This is a genomic window from Pseudomonas sp. G7(2022) (genome assembly GCF_052660475.1).
Genome location: NZ_CP109659.1, coordinates 3,252,081 through 3,278,299, shown reverse-complemented (window position 1 = coordinate 3,278,299; position 26,219 = coordinate 3,252,081). Strand labels below are relative to the sequence as shown.

Here is a 26,219-nt window from a genome sequence, read left to right as displayed (position 1 = left end):
TCTGCAAGATCGCAGCCTTCAGCGAGGTCTACAAGGGTTTCAGGTACAACAACACGTAATCGTTCTTGTCGAAGCGACCGCTCAGTACCGGTTGCAGGCTGGCCAGCGGCGTACCTAGCAGTGACTGCATATCCTTGCTGTCCATGATCAGCCAGGCCGGCCCCTTTAGTGCCTCCAGTTGCTGAACGGTCTCGGTGAACTGCGGTTGCAGGTCCTGCTCGACGTTGACCATGAACTTGATCGCCTTGGCGTCTTTGCCCATGCCATGCAACACCAGCGGCGCCGGGTTCTGTTGAACCTGTGCGAACGCCGCACGACTGAAAGAGCGGGTGTCGTAGAGTGCGCGCTCCACCGGCTCGAACACGGCTGCATAGACCGTCCACAACGCCAGGACGGCGCTCAGGGCCAACACTTCGGCACGCCAGCGCGCCTTCCACAGTCGGGACAATGCCAGCAGTTGCAGTGCGCCGAGCACGATCAGCACCGGCATGACACCGGTCAACAACTCCGGGAACTTGCGTCGCGCAACCAGCAGGGCAACGATCAGCAACAGTGGTGTCAGCATCCACACGCCCTGAACGATCCCGCGCAACCAGGCGAATACCCGTCCGTGAACCACCTGGAACGGATACGCCGCGATGATCGCTGCCATGGGCAGCATCGGCAGCAGGTAACGCGCTTTCTTTGCCTGTGGAATCGACAGACCGACCATGACGATCAACCCGGCTGCTGCGCAGTACTGCACCAGGCGCAACGCCGGCCCGCGCTGATGCGGTTTGCTCAACCACGCCGCCGCCAGCGCCACAATGGCCAGCGGATAAGCCAGCGCGTAGTTGCCCATTGAACTGGTGAAGTAATACAGCGAACCGCTGACACCTTCACTGCCATCCATGCGCCCCATGAACTGCATGCGGATCACGTCTTGCAGGAAAGCCTCGCCACCGCTGAGTTTGGCCAGCCACAACAACAGACCGACACACACCGCGAGCAGGATCGACGCCAGCACACCGAACACAAACAGCCGTGTCCACTGACGGTTGAGCAGGTAATAACTGCAGAGCATGCCGGTTGGCACCACAAGCCCGATCGGCCCACGGATGCCGAAACCCAGTAACAACAGGACGAAAATCAGCGGCCAGCGCCGGCCGGAGCCGAAATGGTCGTGTGCGTAGCCCAGGTAGAACACCGACAACGCAACGGCGGCCAGCATCAGGTCCTGCGACACTGCGCGGACTTCCGTGACGAAAGTGCTGGTGAGCATCAACAGCGCAATACTGATCAATGCCCAGCGTTGCGAATGCACCGCCAGCAAGCGGTACATCAATGTCACGATCACACCGCCGGCGATGGCGCTGGGCAACCACGCGGTCAGGGTATTGACCGCGCCGAAGGGCAGCGACAACAGCCAGATGAACAGCGTCGAGACGGCCGAATAGTCAGCGTAAGGCTCGCCGTAGGTGGTCGGAAATACCGTCGGCCCGTGTCGCAGCATTTCCTGGGCAAACAGTACAAAGCGTGAATCAAAGCCAATGGGTGCCTGTCCATAAACCCCGGCGATAAACAACAACAGTGCCAGCAGCCCTGCGATCAGGGACTGCCGGCGGATGGCAGGCGACAACGTAATCAAGCGACGGCCGCAGTGTTGGGCCATTGTTGCAGCGGGATCGGCAATTTGCGCGAGTCCCCGCGACCGATCGGGAAGTACTTGAAGCCGTTGCGCGACAGGCGATCGGCGTCGTACAGGTTGCGGCCGTCGAAGATCACCGGATCCTTGAGGCGTTGCTGGATCAGGTCGAAATCCGGTGCCTTGAACTGTTGCCATTCGGTGCAGATGATCAGCGCGTCGGCACCGGCAAGCACCGATTCCGGGGTTCCCATCAGCATCAGTTTCTCTTCATTCGGGTACAGATGCTGGGTTTCCTGCATCGCTTCCGGGTCGAAGGCACGAACGCTGGCGCCGGCGGCGAACAGCGAGTCGAGCAGCACACGGCTTGGCGCATCGCGCATGTCGTCGGTGTTCGGCTTGAACGCCAGCCCCCACAGGGCAAAGGTCTTGCCGCGCAGATCGCCTTTGTAGAACGCGTTGATGCGGTCGAACAGCTTGTGCTTCTGACGCTCGTTGATCGCTTCGACCGCTTGTAGCAGGTCGCTGGAGCAATGGGCCTGTTCGGCACTGTGGATCAGCGCGCGCATGTCTTTGGGGAAGCACGAGCCGCCGTAGCCGCAGCCCGGATAGATGAAGTGGTAACCGATGCGCGTGTCGGCGCCGATGCCCTGGCGTACCGATTCGATGTCGGCGCCCAGGTGCTCGGCCAGTTCGGCGATCTGGTTGATGAAACTGATCTTGGTCGCCAGCATGCAGTTGGCGGCGTACTTGGTCAGCTCGGCGCTGCGCAGGTCCATGAACATGATGCGGTCATGGTTGCGGTTGAACGGCGAGTACAGATCGCGCATTACATCGCGTACTTCATCGCCTTCGCAACCGATGACGATGCGATCCGGGCGACGGCAGTCGGAGACCGCCGAACCTTCCTTGAGGAATTCCGGGTTGGAGACGATATCGAACTGCAGCGTGCGACCGGCCTTGTCCAGCGCGGCCTGGATATGTGCGCGCAGGGTGTCGCCGGTGCCGACCGGTACGGTGGATTTTTCCACCAGGATCAGCGGTTGCTCGCGATGACGGGCGACGGCATCGCCTACCGACAGCACGTATTTCAAATCGGCCGAGCCATCCTCGCTGGACGGAGTGCCCACGGCAATGAACGCCACGCGACCGTGAAGCACGGCGGCTTTCTCATCGGAAGTGAAGTGCAGGCGGCCGGAATCCAGGCCTTCACGGACCAGGCTCGACAGGCCCGGCTCGAAGATGCTGACGTGACCCTGGCTGAGCAGTTCGACCTTCTTCTGATCGATATCCATGCACACGACATCATGGCCGACCTCTGCCAGAACCGCGGCTTGCACCAGGCCGACGTAACCGCTTCCAAATACTGTGATTTTCATGGAGCACTCCTCAAATCGGGCGCTTGTGCCGGACGAGTGTTGATAGTGATGACACCGAGCATGACCAGTGCCACGCCCAGTGATTTGGTGAAACTGAAGGATTCGTTGAACAGCGGCAGACTGGCCGCCAACAGGTACACCAGCGCATAACTGATACTCAGCAGTGAATAGGCCCGGCCCAGCGGCAGGTCACGCAGGGCGGCGAGCCAGCAGAGCATCGACAGCGCATAGGCGACGATGGCCGTGAACACCACCGCCAGCGCCGTCAGGTCGACGTTGCCGGTGGTCAATGCGGACAACCATTGTTCAGGCTGCGGCAGGCGCGTCATGCTCCAGCGCATGCCCAGTTGGGCGCCGCTGACCAGCAGTACGCTGCCTAGCGCGAAGCCGATTCCGCGTTTCTGACTCATGACTGCTGCCCCAGCAGTGCCACGCCGCCGATCACCAGTGCGACGCCGATCCAGTGCCGCCGATCGATCGGTTCGCGAAACACGAAACGCGCGATCAGTGTGATCAGCACAAAGTTGAGGCTGAGCATCGGGTAAGCGATGCCCACTTCAAGGCGTTGCAACACCAACAGCCAGACCAGCAGGCCCGAGCCCAGTGCGAACAGGGCCAGCCACAGCCAGGGCGAGCGCAGTTTGCCGGCCCAGGACGAGTCGACACCGCGCCAGCTCTCTACGGCATATTTCTGTGCAACCTGGCCCAGGCACGTCAGCAGACATGCCGTCAGCAACAGCAACCCACTCATGACGGATCCTTGGGCAGGACGATGATCACCAGGTTGCCTTGCTCGTAACGGGTGCCGTCCTTGGGCAGCAGGTCGACTTCATGCAGCTCGTCGTCACCCTTGACCCGCATGACCACGCCGACCGAGCCGGTGCGGCGGGCATCGCGTACCCACTGCTGGACTTCATCGGTGGTGATGCGCTGTTCCGCGCCTTCTGGATAGCTCAGGCCGTACTTCAGCTCGCCCACGGTGTTGTACAACGCCACTTTGGGTTGCTTCAGGCGCCAGGCCAGTGCCGAAGCGGCACCGAGATCGTTGCTCAGCAGGTGAGCCGTGCCGGACAGTTCGTCGAGGTGATGCAGGATGAACTGGTCCGGAGTCTTGTTGGCTACCACCGACTTTGGCAGCGCGGCCGGCAGGACGCCGATCAGCAACAGACTGCCGAGCGCCGGAGCGGCCCAGCACTGCAGCGGCAGAAACGCTTGCGCCAGGTTGGCGATGATCCAGCCGATCAGGGCAATGAACACCAGCACCATGCTGTGCAGCTCATGGTCGTACACCGGTTTTTTCAGTTGCAGGTAAACCAGTGCGATCAGCGTGACGACACCCAGAACCAGGTTAAGCAAGCCGTTAATGCTCAGTGCCCGGCCCTGTTCCAGACGCAAACGGTCGGCCAGGGCATGACCCAGCAACAGCGCCAGCGGCAGCAGGCACGGCAGGATGTAGGTCGGCAGTTTGCCGTTGGCGGTGCTGAAAAACGCCAGGGGCATCACCAGCCACAGCAGCAGGAAAGCCATGCCCGGTTGGGCACGGGTCTGCCAGGCCTGCTTGAAGGCCGGCGGCAGCATGCCGACCCACGGCAGGCTGAACGCGACCAGCAGCGGCAGGTAGAACCACCACGGTGCGTCGTGCTGGGCATCGTCACCGGCAAAGCGGCGGATGTGTTCGTGCCAGAAGAAGAACCGCCAGTAGTCCGGTTCCTGCGCGTGAACCGCGAGGACCCACGGCAGGCTGACGACGATCGCCACGGCAACCGCCACCGGACCGTAGATCAGCAGTTCACGCCAGCGCTTCTGCCAGAGCATCCAGGGCAGGGCGATCAACACCGGCAGCAGCCAGGCGAGAAAACCCTTGGTCATGAACCCCATGCCGCAGGCCAGCCCCAGGACCGCCCAACTGATCACACGTTGCCAGGTACTGCGGCTGTCAACGGCAAACCACAGGGCGACGAGGCTCAGGTTGACCCAGAAGGTGAACTGCGGATCGAGGTTGGCATAACCCGCCTGACCGGCAACCACCGTGAAGCTCATGTAGAGCAAGGCGCAGATGAAGCTCTTGCTCGGTTCGTTCCACAGGCGACGGGCGACCAGGAAGCACAACAGCACGCTCAAACCGGTGCTGAGAGCCGAGGCGAAGCGGACGCCGAACAGGTTTTGTCCGAACAGTTCCTGACCCAGCGCGATCATCCAGTAACCGGCAATCGGTTTCTCGAAATAACGCAGGCCCATGAAATGCGGGGACACCCAGTTGCCGCTCAGCAGCATGTCCTGGCTGATCTGGGCGTAACGGGTTTCGTCCGGAATCCACAAGCCATGGGTGCCGAGTGGCAGCAGGTAGGCAAGCAGAAACAGTCCGATCAGCAGCGGCAATGCCCAGCGTTTGCTCATGCCCCTTGCACTCCCAGCCAGCCTTCACGGCCTTCGAGGACGCCACGTTGCACACGGCCGACAGGCAATGTGTTGAGAAACTCGGGCAACAGGTCACCCAAGGGCTGGAAGTTGATTTCTCGCTGGCGTGCATCGGCCAGCAAACGGCGAAAATCTTCGGCCATCAGAATCCCTTCTACTTCGGCATGAATGGTGTAGTTGTTGAGGTTGTCCGGGTGGAACCGGTCAAGAATGAAGGCGTTGAAATCCTTCGCCGCCACGGTCGGGCCGACCACCTCATCGAACGTCGGCATGTCCACAGGAATCTGCGGCGCGCCGGCTGAACCATCGGCCAGCAACGGTCGAAACAGCCGATTGCCGCGGCAATCGCTGTTATAGCGAAAACCGAAGGTCTCTTTGGCTTCGATCACGCGCTCGTCCGCGCGCCAGCCGGCGGCGGCCGAGCACTGGATCTTCTCGCCGATGATGTCGCTCAGGGTGTCGACGCCGCGACGGATCTGTTCGATCAGTCGCGCGTCGCTCCAGGTCCCGGCATTGGCCTGCCAGCCGTGGTGATCCCAGGCGTGCAGGCCGACTTCATGGCCGGCGTCCCGGGCCTGACGCATCAGGTGCCCGAGATCGCGACCGATCGGTTTGCCCGGCCAGGCGGTCCCGGCCAGCAGGATGTCCCAGCCATACAGGCCGGCGGCGTTGGAACGCAGCATTTTCCAGAGGAATTGCGGGCGGATCAGGCGCCACAGATGTCGACCCATGTTGTCCGGGCCGACACTGAAGAAAAACGTTGCCTTGACCTGCGCTTCGTCGAGGATTTCCAGCAACCGGGGCACCCCTTCACGGGTGCCTCGGTAGGTGTCGACATCGATACGAAGACCTGCCTGCATCAACGCTTGTCCGCGATTTCGAGCATGGCTTCACGCAGGAAGAAATCCAGGGTGTTGCCGATGGTCTCGCGCATTTCCACGGTTGGCTCCCAGTTCAGCAGGCGCTTGGCGTTGGCGATGCTTGGCTTGCGGTGTTCCACGTCCTGGTAGCCGGCACCGTAGAACGCCTTGCTTTCCACGTCGCGGAAACCGGCGAACGGAGGGAAGTTGCTGCGCAGCGGGTGAGCTTCGAACTGACGCAGCAGTTCTTCGCCCAGCTGACGGATGCTGGCTTCGTTTTCCGGGTTGCCGATGTTGATGATCTGGCCGTTGCAGACATCGTTGTCGTTGTCGATGATGCGTGCCAGGGCTTCGACGCCGTCGGCAATGTCGGTGAAGCAGCGTTTCTGCTCGCCGCCGTCGAACAGGCGGATCGGGGTGCCTTCCACCAGGTTCAGGATCAGTTGGGTGATGGCGCGGGAGCTGCCGATACGGGCCGAATCCAGACGGTCCAGACGCGGGCCCATCCAGTTGAACGGACGGAACAGGGTGAAGTTCAGGCCTTTGGCGCCGTAAGCCCAGATCACGCGGTCCAGCAGTTGCTTGGACACCGAGTAGATCCAGCGCTGCTTGTTGATCGGACCGACGATCAGGTTCGAGTTGTCTTCGTCGAAGTTCTTGTCCTGGCACATGCCATAGACTTCCGAGGTCGACGGGAAGATCACGCGTTTGTTGTACTTGACGCAGTAGCGAACCAGTTTCAGGTTTTCTTCGAAGTCCAGCTCGAATACGCGCAGCGGGTTGCGGGTGTATTCGATCGGGGTGGCGATGGCCACCAGCGGCAGGACCACGTCGCACTTCTTGATGTGGTACTCGATCCACTCGGAGTGAATGCTGATGTCACCTTCGACGAAGTGGAAGTTCGGGTGGCTGCGCAGACGATCAATGGCGTCGGAACCGATGTCCAGACCATAGACTTCGTAGCGGTCGTCACGCAGCAGGCGCTCGGACAGGTGGTTACCGATGAAGCCGTTGACACCGAGGATCAGCACGCGGGTGCGGCGTGGTGCACGGCCGGACTCGGCACCGCGCAGCAGCGAACCGTCTACCAGACCGAGTTCGTTGGCCAGTTGCGGGCCGCTCAGGTACAGACCGTTGTCGTTGCGCTGACCGGCATTGATCACCAGCGAGTCTTCACCGCAGGCGATGCGCAGCGGATCGACGCTGATCACGCGCCCCGGAGCCTGACCTTCATTGCCCTTGACGACTTCGGCGCTCCAGACGATCAGCTTGTGCTCGCCCACGGCGCAGAAGGCGCCCGGGTACGGACGGGTCACGGCGCGAACCAGGTTGAACAGCTGCTCGGCCGGTCTGGCCCAGACCAGCTTGCCGTCAGCCGGCGTACGACGGCCGAATACGGTGGCCTTGGATTCGTCTTGCGGGGTTTCGGTGATCTTGCCTTGCAGCATGTTCGGCAGAGTGTCACGCAGCAGGTCGCTGGCGGCAGTGCGCAGTTTGGCGTGCAGGGTCAGACCGGTATCGCTGCGCTCGATGGCAACGCGTTGCTGGGCAACGATGGCGCCGGCATCGGCGCGCTTGACCATGCGGTGCAGGGTGACGCCGGTTTCGGTTTCGCCGTTGACCAGCACCCAGTTGGCCGGTGCGCGGCCACGGTAGCGTGGCAACAGCGAGCCGTGCAGGTTGAACGCGCCTTTTTTGGCCAGGGCCAGCAGTTGCTCGCTCAGCAGGTTGCGGTAGTAGAACGAGAAAATGTAATCAGGGTCGAGCTTGGCGATGCGCTCGATCCACAGCGGGTGGTTGGCGTCTTCCGGCGCGTGAACCGGGATGCCTTTGCTGGCGCACAGTTGCGCAACCGAGGCGTAGAAGGCGTTTTCTTTCGGATCGTCGGCGTGAGTGAACACTGCTGCAATGTCGTAGCCGCTGTTAAGCAGGGCTTCAATGCCGGCGCAGCCAATATCGTGGTAAGCGAAGACAACAGTTTTTGCACTCATGAGAGAACCTGATCGGAAGTGGAATTGGAAGTAAGGCCGTCAACGGTGACCGCAGGCGCCGGGGAGGCCGGCTGGCTGCGCAACACCTTTTCAATGAAGAAGCGCGGGCGGGCGCGCACGTCGCTGTACATGCGTCCTAGGTATTCACCCAGCAGACCCATGCCGATGAACTGGCCACCGGTGAACACGAACAGCACCGCAAACAGTACGAACGTGCCGTCACCGGCCCAGACCGCGCCGAATGCCAGGCGCAGGACGATCAGCGCAACGGCGAACAGCGCACCCAGACCTGCCATCGCGAAGCCGACGATGCTCAGCAGACGCAGCGGCGTGGTGGTCATGCAGGTGACCAGATCGAACATCAGGTTGATCAGGCGCATCGGGCTGTATTTCGAATCACCGTGTTCACGCTCGGCGTGGGCCACGACAATTTCGGTGGTGTGGCGGGCGAAGCTGTTGGCCAGGATCGGAATGAACGTGCTGCGTTCGCGGCAGGCGAGCATCGCGTCGATGATGGTGCGGCGGTAGGCGCGCAGCATGCAGCCGTAGTCGCTCATGGCCACGCCCGTGGAGCGTTGCACGGCGAGGTTGATCAGCTTTGACGGGTAGCGGCGCAGGGCCGAATCCTGACGGTTGCCGCGCACGGTACCGACGACGTCGTAACCCTTTTCGGCTTCGGCCACCAGGCGCGGAATTTCTTCCGGCGGGTTCTGCAGGTCAGCGTCGAGGGTAATGACCACGTCGCCCTTGCACTGCTCGAAACCGGCCATGATCGCAGCGTGCTGACCATAGTTGCGGTTGAGGATGACCGCCACGAACGGGCTGTTTTCGCGACCGGCGGCTTCTTCCAGCATGCTGGCCGACTCGTCGCGGCTGCCGTCGTCGACCAGCACGATTTCGTAGTCATGTCTGAGTTGGGCGCAGGCTGCCTCTGTGCGTCGAAGCAGCTCGGGCAAACTGTCCTGTTCGTTGTAGACCGGGATGACGATCGACACGCATTTAATCGGGTAAGGTCTCACGAGCGTTTGTCCATAAGAGTGGCGATGGCGCCGACAACACGATCCAGATCCTGGTCGGTCATGTCGGGGAAAAGCGGAATGGAGCACAGCCGCGCCGAGTTCCATTCGGTGTCGGGCAGGTACAGGTCAGGGTCACGCTGGCGGTACCAGGTGTGCAGGTGGGTGGCGATGAAATGGATACCGGTGCCGATGCCTTGGTCCTGCAGGCCCTTCATGAAGGCTTCGCGATCCATCCCGCAGCGCTCGCTGTCGATGCGCAGGATAAACAGGTGCCAAGCGTGTTGCTGGGCGTATTGCTGCGGCACGGCCAGCGGCTGTACGGGCAGGCCTTCGAGCTTTCGCAGGTATTGACCGGCCAGTTCGGTGCGGCGGGCGTTGATGGCGTCCAGACGCTCCAGTTGCACCAGGGCAATGGCGGCGTTGATGTCGGCCAGGTTGTACTTGAAGCCCGGCTCCATGACCTGGGCCTGCGGCTTGCGGCCACCGGTCAGGCGGTCGTAGGCATCGACGCCCAGACCGTGGAACTTGAGCATGCGCACACGGTTGGCCAGGGCTTCGTCGTCGGTGACGAACATCGCGCCTTCGGCGCAGGTCATGTTCTTGATCGCGTGGAACGAGAAGATCGCGGTGCCCCGGGAACCGACATGGCGGCCCTTGTAGCGGGTCCCGGCGGCATGGGCGGCGTCTTCGATCACAGCGATGCCGTGCTTGTCCGCCAGTGCATAGAGCGGATCCAGATCGAAGGCGGCACCGGCGTAGTGCACCGGAATGATGGCCTTGGTGCGTGGCGTGATGGCGGCTTCGATGCGGGCGGCGTCGGTCATCAGGGTGTCGCGGTCGACATCGACGAACACCGGCGTGGCGCCCAGCAGGGAAATCATGTTGGCGGTGGAGACCCAGGTCTGCGACGGCGTGATGACTTCATCGCCGGGGCCGATACCCAGGGCCAGCAGGGTGATGTGCATGCCGCCGGTGGCAGACGACAGTGCAACGGCGTGCTTGCATCCCACGTACTGCGCGAACTGTTCTTCAAGTGCCTGGTTTTTCGGCCCGGTGGTGATCCAGCCCGAGCGCAGAACCTGCTCGACAGCCGCAATTTCTTCATCGCCGATACTCGGGCGAGAGAAGGGGAGAAACGCCTGACTCATGGACACCTCATTGCGAAAAAAATGGACAGATCCATCTGTTCATCGGATCCAATCCCAGCGTAGACGCAAAAAACAGGTTTTGCATCAACGAGTTGCTTGGTAAGCATGACGTCGGGGGTTGGTTGACTTTTCAGGCGATGCCCGGCAGGTTGGGCGTTACCGACTGAGGACCTATCTAGCTAAGGTTATTCCCGATTTTGTGAAAGGAATATGAAAAACCGGTCGGCGAATCGTTTATCTTAAATTCATACAGCCGCTGTTCAGATTTCCGCGGTTTTATCTGAAAAGTCCTACTAAAAGACTCTTCTTTACATCAAGTTCATTGCAGTTGTTAGTTGTTGTGCTGGACTGTTTTTACTCAAGGCCTTTCGTTTGAGCAGCTTACCCATTACCCCTTCAGAATCCATCGCAAGTAATCCTTTGTCCTTGTATCTGGCGCGTTTGGCACCTTCCAGCCAACTCACCATGCGGTACGTTTTACAAGATGCCGCCGATCGTCTCGGCTTTGAAGACATGAATGTCGAGGACATTGCATGGCACGCCTTACAACCCGAGGATGTTGTGGCGTTAGTGGCGGCATTGCGTGCAGACAACTATGCCCCCAACACCTCTTCACTTTATGTAAACGCCATTCGTGGTGTCATGAACGAAGCCTGGCGCATGAGCCTGATCAGCCAGGATCACCTGTTGAAAATGCGCTCGGTCAAGGGGATTGCCGGTACGCGGCTGTCTCAGGGGCGCAATCTGAAGCGCACGCTGATCCATGAGTTGATGGAAGTCTGTGCGGCGGATCCGCGTCCGCAGGGGCTGCGTGATGCGGCCGTGATTGCATTGCTGTACGGCACCGGCATGCGCAAGTCGGAATCGGTGGACCTGGACCTGAGCCAGGTGGATTTCGCCGAGCGCAGTCTTTGCGTCACCGCCAAGGGCAACAAACAACTGATCAAGTACGCGCCGGCCTGGGCCTTTGCCAAGCTCAACGCCTGGCTGGAATTTCGCCGTTCACAGCTCAACGAAGGCGAGAGCGACGATGTGTTTCTGTTCAATCGCATTCGCCGTGGCAGCCATATCACCCGAGAGCGCATCACCAAGCACGCGATCTATTACATTGCCCGCCAGCGTGGCACACAGGTCGGGGTGAAGATCATGCCGCACGATTTCCGGCGTTCCTTCATCACCCGGGTCATTGAAGAGCATGACCTGTCGATTGCCCAGAAACTGGCGCACCACAGCAATATCCAGACCACCGCCAACTACGACGTGCGCGACGACAATGAACGTCGCCGCGCCGTGGACCGTTTCGACCTGTAGAAAAGCGTCACCGCACCTCGAAGACGTGCGCGGCCCCGAGAACCGACAACTGCACCGCGCTGCCCGCCGGCGGCGCGTGCATCCCGGAGCTGCGCACCAGCAATGAACGGCCGCAGGCTTCTCTGGCTCCGGCAAGCAGTTCAACCGTCAACGTGCAGGTATTGCCGCCGAAATCGCGGTCGGTGACGACGGCATTGCAGCCTTGCGGATCGTCGGGGAGATCGGACAATTGCAGCTGCTCGGGGCGCAGCATGATCTGCGCCGGACCGGAAAAGCCGTTGATGTTCACCGCCACCCGTCCCAGATCGCAGTGAGCCCAGCCAGCCTCGATCCGCGCCGGCATGACCACCGCTTCCCCAAGAAACCGCGCAGTCTGCTCGTCGTCCGGGTAGCGGTACAGGTCCATCGGATGCCCCGACTGTACCAGTCGCCCGTCACGCATCACGGCCAACTGGTCGGCAAATGACAGCGCTTCGCTTTGATCGTGGGTGACCAGGATTGTGGTCACGCCGGCGGTCTCCAGCAGGCGGGCGACCATTTTGCGCATGTCGGCGCGCAGGCCGGTGTCGAGGGCGGAAAAGGGCTCGTCCAGCAGCATCAAGCGTGGTTGCTGGGCCAGGGCGCGGGCGAGGGCGACCCGTTGCTGCTGGCCGCCTGACAATTCATGGGGCCAGCGGCTGGCCATGCTGGCATTGAGGGCCACGCTGTCCATCAGCGTCTGAATGCGCTCGGTTCTGGCGCTGCCGGTGACGGCGAGCCCGAAGCCGATGTTGTCGGCCACGCTCATGTGCGGGAACAGCGCGCCATCCTGCGGAACGTAGCCAATCTGGCGCTGGTAGGCAGGCACGGCGTGGGTGCTGTCGACCAGCGTCTGGCCGTTGAGCGACAGGCTGCCGGCGTCGGGAAACTCGAAGCCGGCAATCATCCGCAACAGCGTGGTCTTGCCCGAGCCTGACGGGCCGACGATCACCGTGCGGCTGCCGGTCGGGACCGACAGATTGATGGTATCCAGCGCCGTTTGCGCGCCGAAGGATTTGCTGAGATTGATGATGTCGAGAGCGTTCATCGGCCGGCACTGCGCCTGGATTGGTGATAGAGGATGGCGGTGAGCGGCAGCGAAATCACGATCATCAGCAGCGCGTAAGGCGCTGCGGCGGCGTAGTCGATCTCGCTGGTCATGGCCCAGAAACCGGTGGCCAGGGTGCGCGTGCCGTTGGGCGCGAGCAACAGGGTCGCGGTCAGTTCATTGGTAATCGCCAGGAACACCAGTGCTGCACCCGCCGCCGCACCGGGCGCAGCCAGGCGCAGGGTGATCAGCCACAAGGCGCGCAACGGCGAGCGGCCGAGGCTTTGCGCGATGTTTTCCAGCTCCACGGGCGCCTGAGCGAAACCGGCACGCAGGCTGACCAGTGCCCGCGGCAGGAACATCAGCAGGTACGCCAGCAGCACGGTGATGGTGGTCTGATAGATCGGCCGGGCGAAGTGGATCGTCACGGTGACCAGCGCCAGCGCCACGACAATCCCCGGCAGAGAGCTGGTGATGTAGTTGCAGCCTTCGAGCAGCCGTTGCAGTTTGCCGGGTGCGCGGATCGACAGCCAGGCAATCGGGATCGCCGCAAGGCTGGTCAGTAATGCACCGGCCACGCCGAACGACAGGGTTTGAAGCAAGGCCGGCAACAGTTCTTCGCCCTGCCAGACTTCAGCGCCCCCGGCGATCAGCCATCTGCCCAGCGTGAGCATCGGGACACCGAGGGCCAGCAGGCAGGTCAGGGTTTGCAGGCACAGGCCCAATGTGGCGGTGCTGCGCTTCAGGCCCACGGTGCGCTGTTCCCGGGCGCTGCCGGAACCGACCCGGGCATATCGTGCATGGCCACGAGCGGCGGATTCCACGGTCAGCATCGCCAGACAACACAGCGCCAGAACACTGGCAAGCATGTTGGCGGCCGGGCCGTTAAAAGTGGATTTGAACTGATCGAAAATGGCCGTGGTGAAGGTGTCGAAGCGGATCATCGCGTACAGACCGTACTCGGCAAGCAAGTGCAAGCCCACCAACAGCGCACCGCCACAGATCGCCAGCCGCAATTGCGGCAGCACCACCCGGAAGAATACGGCCCACGGTTTTAGTCCGAGGGATTCGGCAACGTCTTCTATCGCCGGGTCGAGACGACGCAATGTCGCCGCGATCGGCAGATAAAGGAACGGGAAATAGGCGATCACCGACACCAGCACGCCAGCCGGCAGTCCATTGATCGATGGAACCAGACTGACCCACGCATAGCTGTGTACAAACGCCGGTACCGCCAGTGGCGCGACGGCCAGCACTGACCACAATCGCCGTCCCGGCAGGTCGGTACGTTCGGTGAGCCAGGCCAGAGTGATGCCGAGCACAATGCAGATCGGCAGGGTGATCAGTACCAGCAGCACGGTGTTGATCAACAGCTCTGCTACCCGTGGGCGAAAGATCATGGCTTCGATCGTCGCCCAGCCGGTGTACCACGACACCCCGATGACAAATGCGATCGGCAGAAGTGACAGCAGCGACACGCCGACCGCCAATACGACCACCCAGGGACTTCCGCGCCCGTTGAGGGCGCGGGGTCTGCGTGACCGTTTGGCGGGGGGCGCCACAGCGATCCCCGCCGGTAGAGTTTCAGGCATCAATTAAAGCAGTCCCGCCTGAGTCATCAGTTCGACGGCTTTCTTGCTGTCGAGCTTCGACGCATCGACTTTCGGCGCGTCCAGATCCTTCAACGGCACCAGTTTGGGGTTGGAAGTTGCGTCCTTGCCAACGGCGTACTCAAAGGAGTTGCCGGTGCGCAGCACGTCCTGGCCTTGTTTGCCGGTGATGTACTGGAGGAATTTCTGGGCCTCTTCCTGGTGTTTGCTGGACTTCAGCACGCCACCACCGGAGATGCTCACGAACGCGCCCGGATCCTGATGCTTGAAGTAGTGCAAAGCAGTGTTCTTGCTGTTCTCGCCAGTCTTGGACTGATCGACGAACGCGTAATAGTGATAGATCACGCCGCTGTCCACCTGGCCGGCGTTCACCGCTTTGAGCACGGAGCTGTTGCCACGGTAAGCGGTGGAGTTGGTTTTCATGCCCTTGAGCCATTCGAGCGTGGCGGCTTCGCCTTTCTGCTCCAGTACGGCGGCGACGATGGCCTGGAAGTCCGCACCGGCTGGGGATGCAGCCCAGCGACCTTTCCACGCCGGGGTCGCCAGATCCATCAGCGATTTTGGCAGGTCTTTCTCCGGCAGCTTGGCGGGGTTATAGACAAAGACTGTCGAGCGAGCGGCGATGCCGACCCACTGGCCATGGGCCGGGCGATAAGCCGAACCCACTTGCTCGAGGGTGGCCGGTGCCACCGGGGAGAACAACTTGGCATTGTCCACGAGCACCATGGCCGGGGAGTTTTCCGTCAGGAACACGTCCGCCGGAGAGGCTGCGCCTTCCTGCACGAGCTGGTTGCCCATTTCCGTGTCGTCACCGTTGCGGATCGTGACCGGGATCCCGGTTTCCTCGGTGAAACCGGCCACCCAGGCCTTGGTCAGGGTTTCGTGCTGGGCGTTGTAGACCACGATCCCGACGGAATCGGCCGCAAACACCTGTCCGGCTGCAAGCAGCGCGGTTGCCAGAGTAGCGTGCTTGAGAAAGGACGGAAGGGATGGACTCATGACGGAGCAGCTCCTGTTTTTCAGACGTTATGGGCAAGCATTCGCCGAAAATCTTCAATGCGAATGATTTGCATATGTTGGCTGGCTGGCAATGTAGAGCGGCAAATGAGAAAAAAACGTCAAAGAAACCATTAATACATGTAATTTTCATTCAGGTTAGCAGTCGCGGGGCGTGGACGCCGGGTGAACCCGGCGCTGTCTTTCAGGAGCCTTGGGGCAGGTAGGCGACGCTTTGATCCTCGCGGCCATGGAACACTTGTTCGCCGCGAGTCGGGGTGGTCGTGATGACTTGATGGTCTCGACCGAGTTGAGAGAGCGGCACAGGATCGCCGGTGCGGTACTGGGCGACAAAGATCGTACGTTGCGGATCCCAGTGCCGGCCGCTGTTGCGTTCCAGCCATTGGAACATCGCGCCGGCATCGCCATCGCGAGGGAAGTCGCGGGTTTCCGGCACGTAGTAGAACGGCTCGCCGCCGGTCTGCAGGTACATCGGGACCTTGTTGTCCACCTCGACCATGACGAAGTGCCATTGATTCAGCGGCGCCCGCTGGCTGGCCTGCAGGCGCACGGTCTCGCCGAAACGGATCACGCCGCCACCGCTGTTGGTCCAGGGGTAGAGCACGCCGAGGATCCCCAGCAGCAACACCGTGGCCACGGCAAAACCGATTTTCAGGCCACGCCCGCCGAACGGGCTTTCGGCATTGCGCGCGGCCATGCGCCGGGTGATCCACCAGGCCCCGAGCAACTGCGCGAACGGCACCAGTGGCAGCACGTAATAACTGCGTCGGCTGCCGCTGGCGGTGAAGAACAGCATCAACAACCCGAGGCCCTGAATCAGCCAGCGGGTATCCGGTTCGATGTGTTTCCAGTTCCGCGCCGCGACCCACAGGGCAATGATCCAGCACGGTGCCCAGGGCAGGGTGTAGATCGGCAGGTACAGCAAATAGGTGTAGATCGGGCCGATGTTGTCGAACGGCTGGAAAAACCGCACGACGTTTTCCCGCAGGACCAGTCCCAGGCCGCTTTCCCCGTAGTTCGGCGCACCGTAGAGGTGGGACAGCAGGAACGGCGTCATGTAGAACGCCCCGGCAATCACCAGCGCTGCGAGCAGGCGCAGGTTGAGATGACGCTTCCAGCGACCTTCATTCAGAAGGTGCGGCAGCAGCACCAGCCCGGGCAGGATGAAACCGATCAGGCCTTTGAATAACGAGGTCAGGGACAGCAACACGCAGAACACCAGATAGCGCGAAAACCGCGTGTCGTCCGGCCCCCGCCAGTACCACCAGACCGCTGCCAGAACACCACACACCGTCAGGATGTCAGCGGTGGCGACCCGCGCCCAGAACACGAAATAGAACGTGGTTGCCAGCATCCACCCGGCGATCAGGCCCGTGCCTTTGCGAAACAACTGTTCTCCCAGCAGATACACCAGCCAGACGCTGAGCCACGCGGACACCACCGAAGACAGGCGCAGCGACCAGTGATCGAGACTGCCGGTCAACCAGGCGGTCGCGGTGATCAGCCAGTACGACAGCAACGGCTTGTCGTAGTAGGGATCACCTTTGAGGTACGGATCGAAGTAGTCGCCGCTTTGCATCATCTGCAAGGCGATGTTCGCCCAGCGGGTTTCTGCGCCCCACAGTTCGCGGCTGCCCAGACCGAGCAGCAGCATCAGGGCGCTGGCAGCCAGCAGGAGCAGCAGGGCGCCCCGGTCGTTATTGCGCAAGGTCATGGCTGGCGCTGCGGGAAGATGAAGATCTGCAGAGTGCCGCGACGATAATGCTTGCCGTCTACCGGCAGCAATTCGACTTCCTGCTCTTCCTGCGTACTGTTGACGCGCATGACCACCCCGACCGCGCCTTTCTTACGCGCTTCGGTCATCCACTGGCCGACACCGTCCATGGTGACCTTGCGTGCTGCCATGGCCGGGTCTTCGAGGCCGTATTTCAGTTCACCGATGGTGTTGAACAGATCCACTTGCGGCCGCTTCAGGCGCCATGCCAGCGCGGAGGCCGCTCCCAGGTCATTGCTCAGCAGGGACGCGGTTTCACTCAGTTCCTGTTGATGCTCGGCAATGAACTGGTCGGGCATCTTGCTGTTGACGATCTGCCCCGGCATGGCCGCCGGTAACAACGCCACCAGCAGCCCGATACCCAGCGCCGGCATGGCCCACAGCGTCAGCGGGCGCAGCACTTGCAGGGCGTTAACGATGAACCAGCCCACCAGCACGATATAGGCCAGCGACAGGCTGAACATCTCGGTGTTTTCGTAGATTTCCTTGGTCGCTTGCAGATAAAGCAGCGCCACCAGCGCCGCGCTGGCGATGAGGGTGTTGATCACGCCGTTCAGGCGCAGGACGCGGCCACTGTTCTGATCCCGCCAGTTGACCACGGTCTTTCCCATCAACAGGGCGATCGGCAGCAGGCACGGCATGATGTAAGTCGGCAGCTTGCCGCTGCTCAGGCTGAAAAAGGCCAGTGGCAGAAGGAACCACAATGCAAGGTAGGCGGTTTTGGCTTCACGCTTTTCACGCCAGGTGCGCAGAAGTGTCGAAGGCAGCAGAACGGCCCACGGCAGGGTGGAGGCCAACAGCAACGGCAGGTAGAACCACCACGGGCGAGCGTGCTGCGCGGCATCGCCGGCGGCAAAGCGACGAATGTGTTCGTGCCAGAAGAAGAAGCGCCAGAAATCAGGTTCCCGATAATGAACGGCCAGTACCCACGGCAGGCTTACGAGGGTGCAGACCACCACCGCGACCAGTCCGTAACGCACCAGTTCGCCGAAACGGCGTTGCCAGATCATGTACGGCAGGGCGATCAGTACCGGCAGCAGCAGGGCCAGAAATCCTTTGGTCATCAGGCCCATGCCGCACGCGACACCGAGCAGCGCCCAGCCACCCAGGCGCGCCCGAGGCGTCTGGCTGTCGATGGCAAACCACACGGCGACCATGCTCAGGTTGACCCACAAGGTGAACTGCGGATCGAGGTTGGCGTACCCGGCCTGGCCGGCAATCAGCCCGAAGCTCATGTACAGCAGGGCGCTGGCGACGCTGATGCGCGGGTTGTTCCACAGTCGGCGCGCCATCAGATAGGTGAGCCAGACGCTGGCACCGGTACTCAGTGCCGACGCAATGCGCACGCCGAACAGGTTTTCGCCGAAAATCGTCTGGCCGATGGCAATCATCCAGTAGCCGGCAATGGGTTTTTCGAAATAGCGGATACCCATGAAATGCGGCGCGACCCAGTTGCCGCTGAGCAGCATTTCCTGGCTGATCTGTCCGTAGCGGGTTTCATCGGGGATCCACAGGCCGTGAGTCATCAACGGCAACAGGTAAAACACCACGAAGGCCAGAATCAGGCCGGGAATGGCCCAGCGTTCGAAGGTCGTGGTGGGGGAGAAATGACGGGCAGCGTGTCGCAGCGGGATGTTTTCAGACGTCATGACAAAGCCTTGGTACCGAACGAAGTTCTTGTGTCGATGGCCTGCCCGGCGCGTTCCTGAGCGGGCGGGGTCACCGTGTTGAATGAATGCAGGTGTGCGATCGAGCGACGGGCATTTCCTGTATCCAGAGAACTGCCGAACCTCCAGGCCGGAGTTCTCGCACTATAGCCAAGCCTAAAAAAAACCGTTGTCCAGTAAATCGGGGTCGGATACATCTCTCATTACAAATTAATGAAATTCGTACTGGCAAGTTGAAAAAAAGTGCAACGTTGCCGCTCCGCCCCAACTAAAGCATTAATGACTATTGAGTTGAGACCAGGCATTCGCATTCATGATGCCCAATACTTTAAGTTCGCCTTTGTCATCGATGCGTGCAAACAGAGTACTGCCGTATTCGGCGGCAACCGCATGAGGAAAACCGGTCTGTTTTTCGAAATCACTGATGCATCCGCTGTGGGTGATCAGCACCAGATTGCGCCTGGCAACCTTGTGCGCCACCACATCGTTGCGCAGAGAGGAACCGCAGGACTCGAGCCAGATCTGGGCGGTAGCGTCCTGACCGAACATGGCTCGCGCTGTCTGTACGGTACGGGTCAACGGGCTGGTGAACACCTGCGCCTGCTGCATGCCCAGACTCATGAAGCCTTTGCCTACCTGCGCTGCAGAGTCGTTGCCCGCCTGAGTGATGCCGTCGGCCGGGCCCAGGCAAAGGTTGTCGGAACGGTCGCACCGCTCGGCATGACGCACCAGTGCCACGACTTCTCCAGCCTGCCAGGCCCGGGTCCAGTCAGCCCGGGCGGCCTTGCCGGCCTGGCCCAGATCGACGGGCGAGCGGGTCACCCAGACGAAGCCGCTGACCAGTGCAATGGCGACGACTACACCGATGCCGGTCAACAGTTTTCCAAGTCGCAGCGTACGGCGTTGTTTATATGTCGCTGTCAATTGCATCTGTCGCTCCACGGCATGCCCCTTGACGTCGCAGGCGAGATTGGCCGGCGATTTAACCAACTTTTATAGTTGTGTACTTGAATAATGGCTGAACATTACGTTCGTGCACGTCGGGGGGCGGTGAAGAACATGTGAAAATTTCGCGAGAGTTGAAAGTGCGCAATTAATCCGGTGTTTGATAACCAGACTCAAATACCCTTTTTTTACCGGCCAGTCTTAACAAATGTTTATGTTTGCGGTGAAGCTGCGCAGGTTCGGTCAATGTGGCGGTGCTCGCCTGTTATTGACCGCAAAGTCTGAATTCAGCCGTGGAGTCATCGACCCGAATGGATCTCAAGCAAAGCCTGACGAAACGGATCGTCATCGTGTTCGCTTTGATGAGCGCCCTGGTCGCCGGGGTGTTTGCACTGGGCATCGTTGCCGCCGTGCATGTGGTCGAGCACAGGCTGGCCACCAGCACCTTGAGCGGTGGTCTGCACCGCTTGCTGGCGATGGAGGACATCAATCGCTGGAGCCATCAGCCGGAAAAGAGCGAACTGTTTTTCTTCGAAGGCGGACCGGGCCCGATGGCCCTCATTCCTTCGCTGGCGGCACTGGCGCCCGGTTTTCAGGAGATCAGCTTCAATGGCGATGACTTCTTTGCCATGGTCGAGGTGGTCGGTGGACGCAAGTACGTGTTGTTGCGCGATCAGGAAAGCCTCGAACATCGCGAGCGGTTGTTGTTCATGGTGGTCACGGTCGGTTTTGTCCTGAGTGTTCTGCTGGCGCTGGTGCTTGGCCGTTTGCTGGCCCGGCGAGTCATGGCACCGGTCATTCGTCTGGCGCGTCAGGTGCGCCACCGCGATCAGTTGCTGGTGCTGGCGCCGCCGCTGCACCCGGACTACGCAGCAGACGAAGTGGGGGAGCTGGCGCTGTCGTTCGACCAGACCCTGGGGCGCCTGCGTGAAACCCTGAGTCGCGAAAAACTGTTCACCAGCGATGTCAGCCATGAGCTTCGCACGCCGTTGATGGTGCTTGGCGGCTCCTGCGAGTTGCTGCTGGCCAACCCGTCGCTGGACGCCCGCTCGACCGCGCAGGTCAACCGGATCGCCCGCGCCGCCCACGAGATGCGCCAACTGGTCGATACCTTTTTGATGCTGGCCCGGGCGGAGGATGACGCCGGCAATGATGTCTGCGTGACGCTCAAGGAAGTCGCGGACGCTCAATGTGAAATCTGGGGCCGATTGATCCGCGAAAAGGGCCTGCAGTTTTTCTACGAAGTGGATCAGCCGTGCAAGGAGCGCTTCAACCTGACGTTCCTGCAATCGGTCATGGGCAACCTGTTGCGCAATGCCTGGCACTACACGGATCACGGGTTCGTCCGACTGACCCTGACGAGCAACGGTTTTGTAGTGGAAGACAGCGGCATCGGCATTCCGGAGGAACAGCGTCAGGCGGTGTTCCAGCCATTCGTGCGTGGTGATGAGGGCCGAGGTGAAGGCCTTGGCCTGGGGTTGTCGCTGGTGCAGCGGATCTGCAGGCGCCAGCACTGGCGGGTGCAGTTGAGCAGCGGCCAGTCCAGTGGCAGCCGTTTCAGCGTTGAATTGAAGCCGGCGACTCAGGACGGCGGGCAACTGCGCACATTGCCGGCGGCCTGACGGATCAGCGCGGCGAGGCGTTTGACGTTGTTCTGCTGAGCGTTCACCAGATCGTCGATGCTCGATCCGGACGGCGTCTGCAGAATCGAGCGGCAGGTGAGCAGGCCGCTGTCGCCTGCATCGGCCGGACGCAAGCGCCATTTCACGTCCATCAGCCCGTATTGCCCGGGAATCGAATCGAAACGCTGCACATCGATGCGCACCGACGTTCTGCGCGCAACGCCAGCGTTGCTTAGCTGATCCACCAGTGCGCTGCGCAGCTCATCGCCGAGGCTGGCGCCCCACCATTGGGTTTCCAGAATCGCCAGGCCGTTGTTGCCTTCGCGGATGACGATTTGCGGGCGGTCGACCTGGGGCGGAACGCTGATGCTTTCAATCGCGATGTCCTGCCCTGATCGGCCAGGCATCGGCTGTGCCGGGGTCAGGGTGTGGAAGCTGATCGGGTCGCTGCGACAGGCACCCAACAGCAGGCACGCAGCGAGCACGGTGAACTTCAGCGGTAAAGCCATGGCAAAGCTCCTGTGCTCAATTGCGCGGCGGGCCTTTGAGGTCCAGCGGCGCAGCGTTGTCGGGGCGACCGCGAATCAGCGATTCCGGATGGCGACCGAGGTAATCCGACAGTTCACGCAACGAGCGCGACATGCGCCCGAGCTCGTCGAGGGTCTGGGTGAGTTTCTCCCGCTGCGGCGAGTCCTCGGCCAGGGTCGAGCTGGCCGATTGCAGGGTCTTGCTGACGTCGGCCAGGGTGTTCTGGACGCCGGGCAAGGTCTTGGCGTTGAACTGGGTCAGGCTTTTACGCAGCTCGACGAGGTTGCCGTCGAGATTGCCGGCAATGCGCTCCACGGGCAGTTTGTTGAGCTTGTCAACCATGGCCTCGAGTTTTTCCTGCAGCTGTTCAAGGCTGCCGGGGATGGTCGGAATGACGATCGGACGGGCCGTCGTGTCAAACGCGACTTTTTCGGCCTTGGGGAAGAAGTCCAGAGCGATGTACAGCTGCCCCGTCAGGAGGTTGCCGCTGCGGGCCTGGGCGCGCAGACCGTTGTCGACGAAGGTGCCGATCAGGCGCACGGCGGCGGCTTCGTCTTCGGGGTTGTGGTTGAGCACCTGGAGCATCTTTTCGTGGGCGCGTCCGAGGCGTTGCGGGTAGATCACGATGCCGACGTTGACCGGGAAGCTGCGTTTCTTCTCGTCGTAGTCCAGGTTGATACTCACCACCCGGCCGATTTCCATGCCGAGGAATTCAACCGGCGCATCGACCTTGAGACCGCGCATCGCTTGATCGAAACGCAGTCTCAGGTACTGCGGCTTGCCGGCAGGCGGGGCGAGGGCGGTCTGCTGGTCTTCGAACAGGTCGAAGGTCTTTTCTTCAGCGGCGGCGACATCGTTGGGGCTGTACTCCGGGGCGCGGAAGGCGACGCCGCCGATCAGCAAGGTCGACAGCGATTCGGTTTTCACCGCAAAGCCATTGGCGCCGACATTGACGTCAATGCCGCTGGCGTTCCAGAACCGGGTGTTCTCCGTGACGTAGGCATCGTTCGGCGCATGGATGAACACCTCGACATTGACACCCTTGCCATCGGCATCCAGGGCATAGGCCACGACCTGGCCGACCGGGATCTTGCGGTAATAGACCGGTGAGCCGATATCCAGCGACCCCAGGTCCTGGGTGTGCAGATTGAAGCGCTTGCCCGGTTCGCCATAAGTGATCGGTGGCGGGTTTTCCAGCCCCTTGAAGTGTTTGGCGCGCGAGTCGGACTGGCCGATATCGGCTCCGATGTAGTCGCCGGACAGCAGCGTATCGATACCTGAAACACCGCCAGCGCCGATACGGGGTCGCACCACCCAGAACTTCGAGTCTTCGCGGGTAAAGGTTTCGGCCTGTTTGGCCAGTTTGATCGTGGCGTTGACGCTTTTCTGGTCGTCGCTCAGCTCGACGTCCGAGACCTGGCCGATCACCACGTTACGGTATTTGACTTCGGTCTTGTTGGCGGTCAGACCGCTGCCGGTCTTGAATGTCACGACGATGGTCGGGCCTTCCTGCATCAGGTTGTGCACCACCAGTGAAATGCCCACCAGCACCGCGACGATCGGCACGATCCACACCAGGGAAATGCTGAAACGCCGGGTCTTGACCGGGGCTTGGCCGGGTGCCCGCGGTTGATCGGCGGCTGACGACTCCATCCATGACCTCCAGAGTGTGTTGGGCACTGAGCGTCAGGAACGCAAAAGCACTTCATCAATATAGAAGTGCTTTGCGATAGAGCAAATCGGCGAGCCTCAGCCCAGCAGTTCCCGCAGGCGATACCAGAGCATGCCCAGCGCCAGCAGCGGCGAGCGCAACGCCGGACCGCCGGGGAAGGTCATGTGCGGCACGCCGCTGAACACGTCCATGCCCTGGCTGTGGCCGGTATGAATCGCTTCGCCCAACAGCCTGGCGCACCAGTGCGTGACGTTCAGGCCATGGCCGGAGTAACCCTGGGCGTAGAACACGTTCGGGTGCTGCTTGAGCCGCCCGACCTGCGGGAAGCGATTGGCAGTGATGCCGATCTTGCCACCCCATTGATAGTCGATGCGCACATCCGCCAGTTGCGGGAACACCTTGAGCATCTTCGGTCGCATGTAGGCTGCGATGTCCGCCGGATCCCGGCCGGAATAGTGGCAGGCGCCGCCGAACAGCAAGCGTCGGTCCGCCGAGAGCCGGTAATAGTCGAGGCCGACTTTCTGGTCGCAGAGCGCCAGATTCTGCGGGATCAGTTCGGCAGCACGCTCTTTGGACAGGGATTCGGTGGCGATGATGTAGCTGCCCGCCGGCAGGACCTTGCCGCTGAGCTGTTGCTCGAGTTCGTCCAGATGCGCGTTGCAACCGAGCACCAGACTGCCGGCGCGCACCGTGCCCGAAGCGCAGCGCACTTGCACCGTGGCACCGTGGACGATTTCCAGCACCGGGCTTTGCTCGAAGATCCGCACTCCGAGCGACGCCGCCAGCCTCGCTTCGCCCTGGACCAGATCGAGCGGGTGCAGATGGCCTGAACCCATGTCGATCAGGCCTCCTTTGTAGACACCTGAATTGACGACTTGCCGGCGCATGTCTTCAGGGCTGACCAGTCGCGTTTCGTGGGCATAACCCGAGACCGCGAGACTGTCCTGTTCGGCCTTGAACGCCTCGAACTGCGCCGGGGTGTTGGCCAGTTCGCAGAAGCCCCAGCGCAGGTCGCACTCGATGGCGTTGTCGCCGATGCGCCGGCGCACCAGCTCAACCGAATCGACGCCGGCCTGTTGCAGATGGCGCACGCCTTCTGTGCCGACATGACGGGCGAAGCCCTCGACCTCATGGCCGATGCCACGTATCAACTGGCCGCCATTGCGTCCGCTGGCGCCCCAGCCGATGCGCCGACCTTCGAGCAGCACCACCGAGAGGCCGCGCTGCGCCAGCTCGATGGCGGTGTTGACGCCGGTAAAACCGCCGCCGATCACGCAGACATCGGCGGTCAGGTCGGCTTCAAGCGCAGGGTACTGCGTGCTCGTCCGGGCCGACGCGGCGTAGTAGGAGCGAGCATGTTCCTGGGTGTACTGATTCATTTGTTCGACTTCACTTTGCTCCAGGAACGGGTCATCAGACGCATGATCGACTGGGGCGGGGTGGTGGAAATGTAGAGTTTGTCGAGCACTTCCTGAGCCGGATACACCTCTGGATTGCTGACGAGTGCCACGTCCATGTACTGCTTGGCCGGCGGGTTCGGGTTGGCGTAGCCGACCGAGGCGCTGACCTTGGCGATCACTTGCGGGTCGAGCAGGTAATTGATGAAAGCGTGGGCTTCTTTGGTATTGCCGGCATCGGCGGGAATCGCCAGCAGGTCGAACCACAGGTTGGCGCCTTCCTTGGGAATCGCATAAGCGATGTTCACGCCGTTCTTCGCTTCCTTGGCGCGGTTGGCCGCCTGGAACACGTCGCCGGAGTAACCGAAGGCCACGCAGATATCGCCGTTGGCCAGGTCCGACACGTATTTCGACGAGTGGAAGTAGGTGATGTACGGGCGGATGCTCAGCAGTTTGGCTTCAGCTTTCTTGAAGTCTTCCGGGTTCTCGCTGCGTGGGTCCATGCCCATGTAATTGAGGATCGCCGGGAACACTTCGTCCGCCGAGTCCATCATCGATACGCCACATTGGGTGAGTTTTTTCAGGTTCTCCGGTTCGAACAACACGGCCCAGGAATCGATGTGGTCGATGCCCAGCACCTGCTTGACCTTGTCGACGTTGTAGCCGATGCCGTTGGTGCCCCACAGGTACGGCACCGAGTGTTCGTTGCCCGGGTCGTTTTTCTCGAGCAGGGCCAGCAGTTTCGGGTCGAGGTTCTTCCAGTTCGGCAGTTGCGAGCGGTCCAGTTTGAGGAACGCCCCTGCCTTCACCTGACGGGCCAGGAAGTGATTGGACGGCACCACCACGTCGTAGCCGGTACGTCCGGCGAGCAATTTGCCTTCGAGGGTTTCGTTGGAGTCGAAGACGTCGTAGATCACCTTGATCCCGCTGGATGACTGGAAGTCGGCGAGGGTAGTTTCGCCAATGTAATCGGTCCAGTTGTAGACGCTGACCTGCGGTTGGGCGAGGGCTCCGGCACTGCATGCCAGGGCCAGAGCGGCGGGGATCACGGATTTCAACAGACGCATATCGACACCTCTTCGATTGATCGTTCCCACGCTCTGCGTGGGAATGCAGCCCGGGGCGCTTCGCGTCCCAAGCGGACTCAGAACGTGGGAACGATCGTTGGGTT

Annotated in this window: 20 protein-coding genes and 1 pseudogene; 2 read left to right on the top strand and 19 right to left on the bottom strand. The window is 61.4% G+C overall.

All coding sequences use genetic code 11. The annotated features are described in order from the left end of the window. Positions 1–28: 28 nt before the first annotated feature. The 9 genes and pseudogenes from NE357_RS14690 to arnB form a co-directional block, all read right to left on the bottom strand. A complete protein-coding gene (locus NE357_RS14690) occupies positions 29–1,627 on the bottom strand; it encodes an ArnT family glycosyltransferase (protein ID WP_169432648.1) in 1,599 nt (532 codons plus the stop codon). Further along, positions 1,622–3,003 (bottom strand): annotated as a pseudogene (locus tag NE357_RS14685) (UDP-glucose dehydrogenase family protein); the annotation flags it as partial. The gene NE357_RS14690 and the pseudogene NE357_RS14685, both read right to left, overlap by 6 nt. Next, positions 3,000–3,413, bottom strand: coding sequence for a 4-amino-4-deoxy-L-arabinose-phosphoundecaprenol flippase subunit ArnF (arnF, locus tag NE357_RS14680; RefSeq protein WP_169430483.1), 414 nt, complete (start codon positions 3,411–3,413; stop codon positions 3,000–3,002). The pseudogene NE357_RS14685 and the gene arnF, both read right to left, overlap by 4 nt. Beyond that, entirely contained in the window at positions 3,410–3,754 is a 345-nt protein-coding gene (gene arnE, locus NE357_RS14675) for a 4-amino-4-deoxy-L-arabinose-phosphoundecaprenol flippase subunit ArnE (RefSeq protein WP_169430482.1), read from the bottom strand. The genes arnF and arnE overlap by 4 nt, the downstream gene beginning before the upstream one ends. Then, positions 3,751–5,400: a lipid IV(A) 4-amino-4-deoxy-L-arabinosyltransferase gene (arnT, locus tag NE357_RS14670; RefSeq protein ID WP_169430481.1), complete on the bottom strand. Its 1,650-nt coding sequence runs from the start codon at positions 5,398–5,400 to the stop codon at positions 3,751–3,753. Before arnT (NE357_RS14670) ends, arnE begins: the two co-directional genes overlap by 4 nt. Further along, positions 5,397–6,281: a 4-deoxy-4-formamido-L-arabinose-phosphoundecaprenol deformylase gene (gene arnD / locus NE357_RS14665; protein ID WP_169430480.1), complete on the bottom strand. Its 885-nt coding sequence runs from the start codon at positions 6,279–6,281 to the stop codon at positions 5,397–5,399. Before arnD ends, arnT (NE357_RS14670) begins: the two co-directional genes overlap by 4 nt. Then, on the bottom strand, positions 6,281–8,272 hold the full coding sequence (gene arnA, locus NE357_RS14660) for a bifunctional UDP-4-amino-4-deoxy-L-arabinose formyltransferase/UDP-glucuronic acid oxidase ArnA (protein ID WP_169430479.1): 1,992 nt from the start codon (positions 8,270–8,272) through the stop codon (positions 6,281–6,283). The genes arnD and arnA overlap by 1 nt, the downstream gene beginning before the upstream one ends. Next, positions 8,269–9,291, bottom strand: coding sequence for an undecaprenyl-phosphate 4-deoxy-4-formamido-L-arabinose transferase (arnC, locus tag NE357_RS14655; protein WP_169430478.1), 1,023 nt, complete (start codon positions 9,289–9,291; stop codon positions 8,269–8,271). The genes arnA and arnC overlap by 4 nt, the downstream gene beginning before the upstream one ends. Then, positions 9,288–10,439, bottom strand: a complete 1,152-nt coding sequence (arnB, locus tag NE357_RS14650; protein ID WP_169430477.1) for a UDP-4-amino-4-deoxy-L-arabinose aminotransferase — start codon at positions 10,437–10,439, stop codon at positions 9,288–9,290. The genes arnC and arnB overlap by 4 nt, the downstream gene beginning before the upstream one ends. Positions 10,440–10,826: 387 nt before the next feature. On the opposite strand from arnB, the gene NE357_RS14645 reads away from it, so the two are divergent. Further along, entirely contained in the window at positions 10,827–11,750 is a 924-nt protein-coding gene (locus NE357_RS14645; protein WP_347709513.1) for a site-specific integrase, read from the top strand. Positions 11,751–11,757: 7 nt separating this feature from the next. Here NE357_RS14645 and NE357_RS14640 read toward each other — a convergent pair whose 3' ends face one another. The 6 genes from NE357_RS14640 to NE357_RS14615 form a co-directional block, all read right to left on the bottom strand. Continuing rightward, complete coding sequence (locus tag NE357_RS14640) at positions 11,758–12,816, bottom strand: ABC transporter ATP-binding protein (protein ID WP_169430475.1); 1,059 nt, start codon at positions 12,814–12,816, stop codon at positions 11,758–11,760. Then, the gene (locus tag NE357_RS14635; RefSeq protein ID WP_169430474.1) at positions 12,813–14,408 is read right to left on the bottom strand and encodes an ABC transporter permease; all 1,596 of its coding nucleotides are present in this window, start codon (positions 14,406–14,408) and stop codon (positions 12,813–12,815) included. Before NE357_RS14635 ends, NE357_RS14640 begins: the two co-directional genes overlap by 4 nt. A gap of 3 nt (positions 14,409–14,411) precedes the next feature. Continuing rightward, entirely contained in the window at positions 14,412–15,425 is a 1,014-nt protein-coding gene (locus NE357_RS14630) for an iron ABC transporter substrate-binding protein (protein ID WP_169430473.1), read from the bottom strand. A gap of 202 nt (positions 15,426–15,627) precedes the next feature. After that, on the bottom strand, positions 15,628–17,157 hold the full coding sequence (locus NE357_RS14625) for an ArnT family glycosyltransferase (protein WP_169430472.1): 1,530 nt from the start codon (positions 17,155–17,157) through the stop codon (positions 15,628–15,630). Further along, entirely contained in the window at positions 17,154–18,866 is a 1,713-nt protein-coding gene (arnT, locus tag NE357_RS14620; RefSeq protein WP_169430471.1) for a lipid IV(A) 4-amino-4-deoxy-L-arabinosyltransferase, read from the bottom strand. The genes NE357_RS14625 and arnT (NE357_RS14620) overlap by 4 nt, the downstream gene beginning before the upstream one ends. 294 nt (positions 18,867–19,160) lie before the next feature. Then, entirely contained in the window at positions 19,161–19,814 is a 654-nt protein-coding gene (locus tag NE357_RS14615) for a lipopolysaccharide core heptose(II)-phosphate phosphatase PmrG (RefSeq protein WP_169430470.1), read from the bottom strand. Positions 19,815–20,140: 326 nt separating this feature from the next. Between NE357_RS14615 and NE357_RS14610 the strand changes: the two genes are divergently transcribed. Then, a complete protein-coding gene (locus NE357_RS14610) occupies positions 20,141–21,451 on the top strand; it encodes a sensor histidine kinase (RefSeq protein ID WP_169430469.1) in 1,311 nt (436 codons plus the stop codon). Here the strand turns inward: NE357_RS14610 and NE357_RS14605 are convergent. From NE357_RS14605 to NE357_RS14590, 4 genes are all read right to left on the bottom strand, one after another. Continuing rightward, positions 21,412–21,960, bottom strand: a complete 549-nt coding sequence (locus NE357_RS14605) for a PqiC family protein (RefSeq protein ID WP_169430468.1) — start codon at positions 21,958–21,960, stop codon at positions 21,412–21,414. The two genes, NE357_RS14610 and NE357_RS14605, sit on opposite strands and share 40 nt — an antisense overlap. 16 nt (positions 21,961–21,976) lie before the next feature. Beyond that, a complete protein-coding gene (locus NE357_RS14600) occupies positions 21,977–23,632 on the bottom strand; it encodes a PqiB family protein (RefSeq protein WP_169430467.1) in 1,656 nt (551 codons plus the stop codon). Between the two features lie 96 nt (positions 23,633–23,728). After that, entirely contained in the window at positions 23,729–25,030 is a 1,302-nt protein-coding gene (locus NE357_RS14595) for an NAD(P)/FAD-dependent oxidoreductase (protein WP_169430466.1), read from the bottom strand. Continuing rightward, positions 25,027–26,115, bottom strand: a complete 1,089-nt coding sequence (locus NE357_RS14590; RefSeq protein ID WP_169430465.1) for a polyamine ABC transporter substrate-binding protein — start codon at positions 26,113–26,115, stop codon at positions 25,027–25,029. Before NE357_RS14590 ends, NE357_RS14595 begins: the two co-directional genes overlap by 4 nt. Between the last annotated feature and the right edge of the window lie 104 nt (positions 26,116–26,219).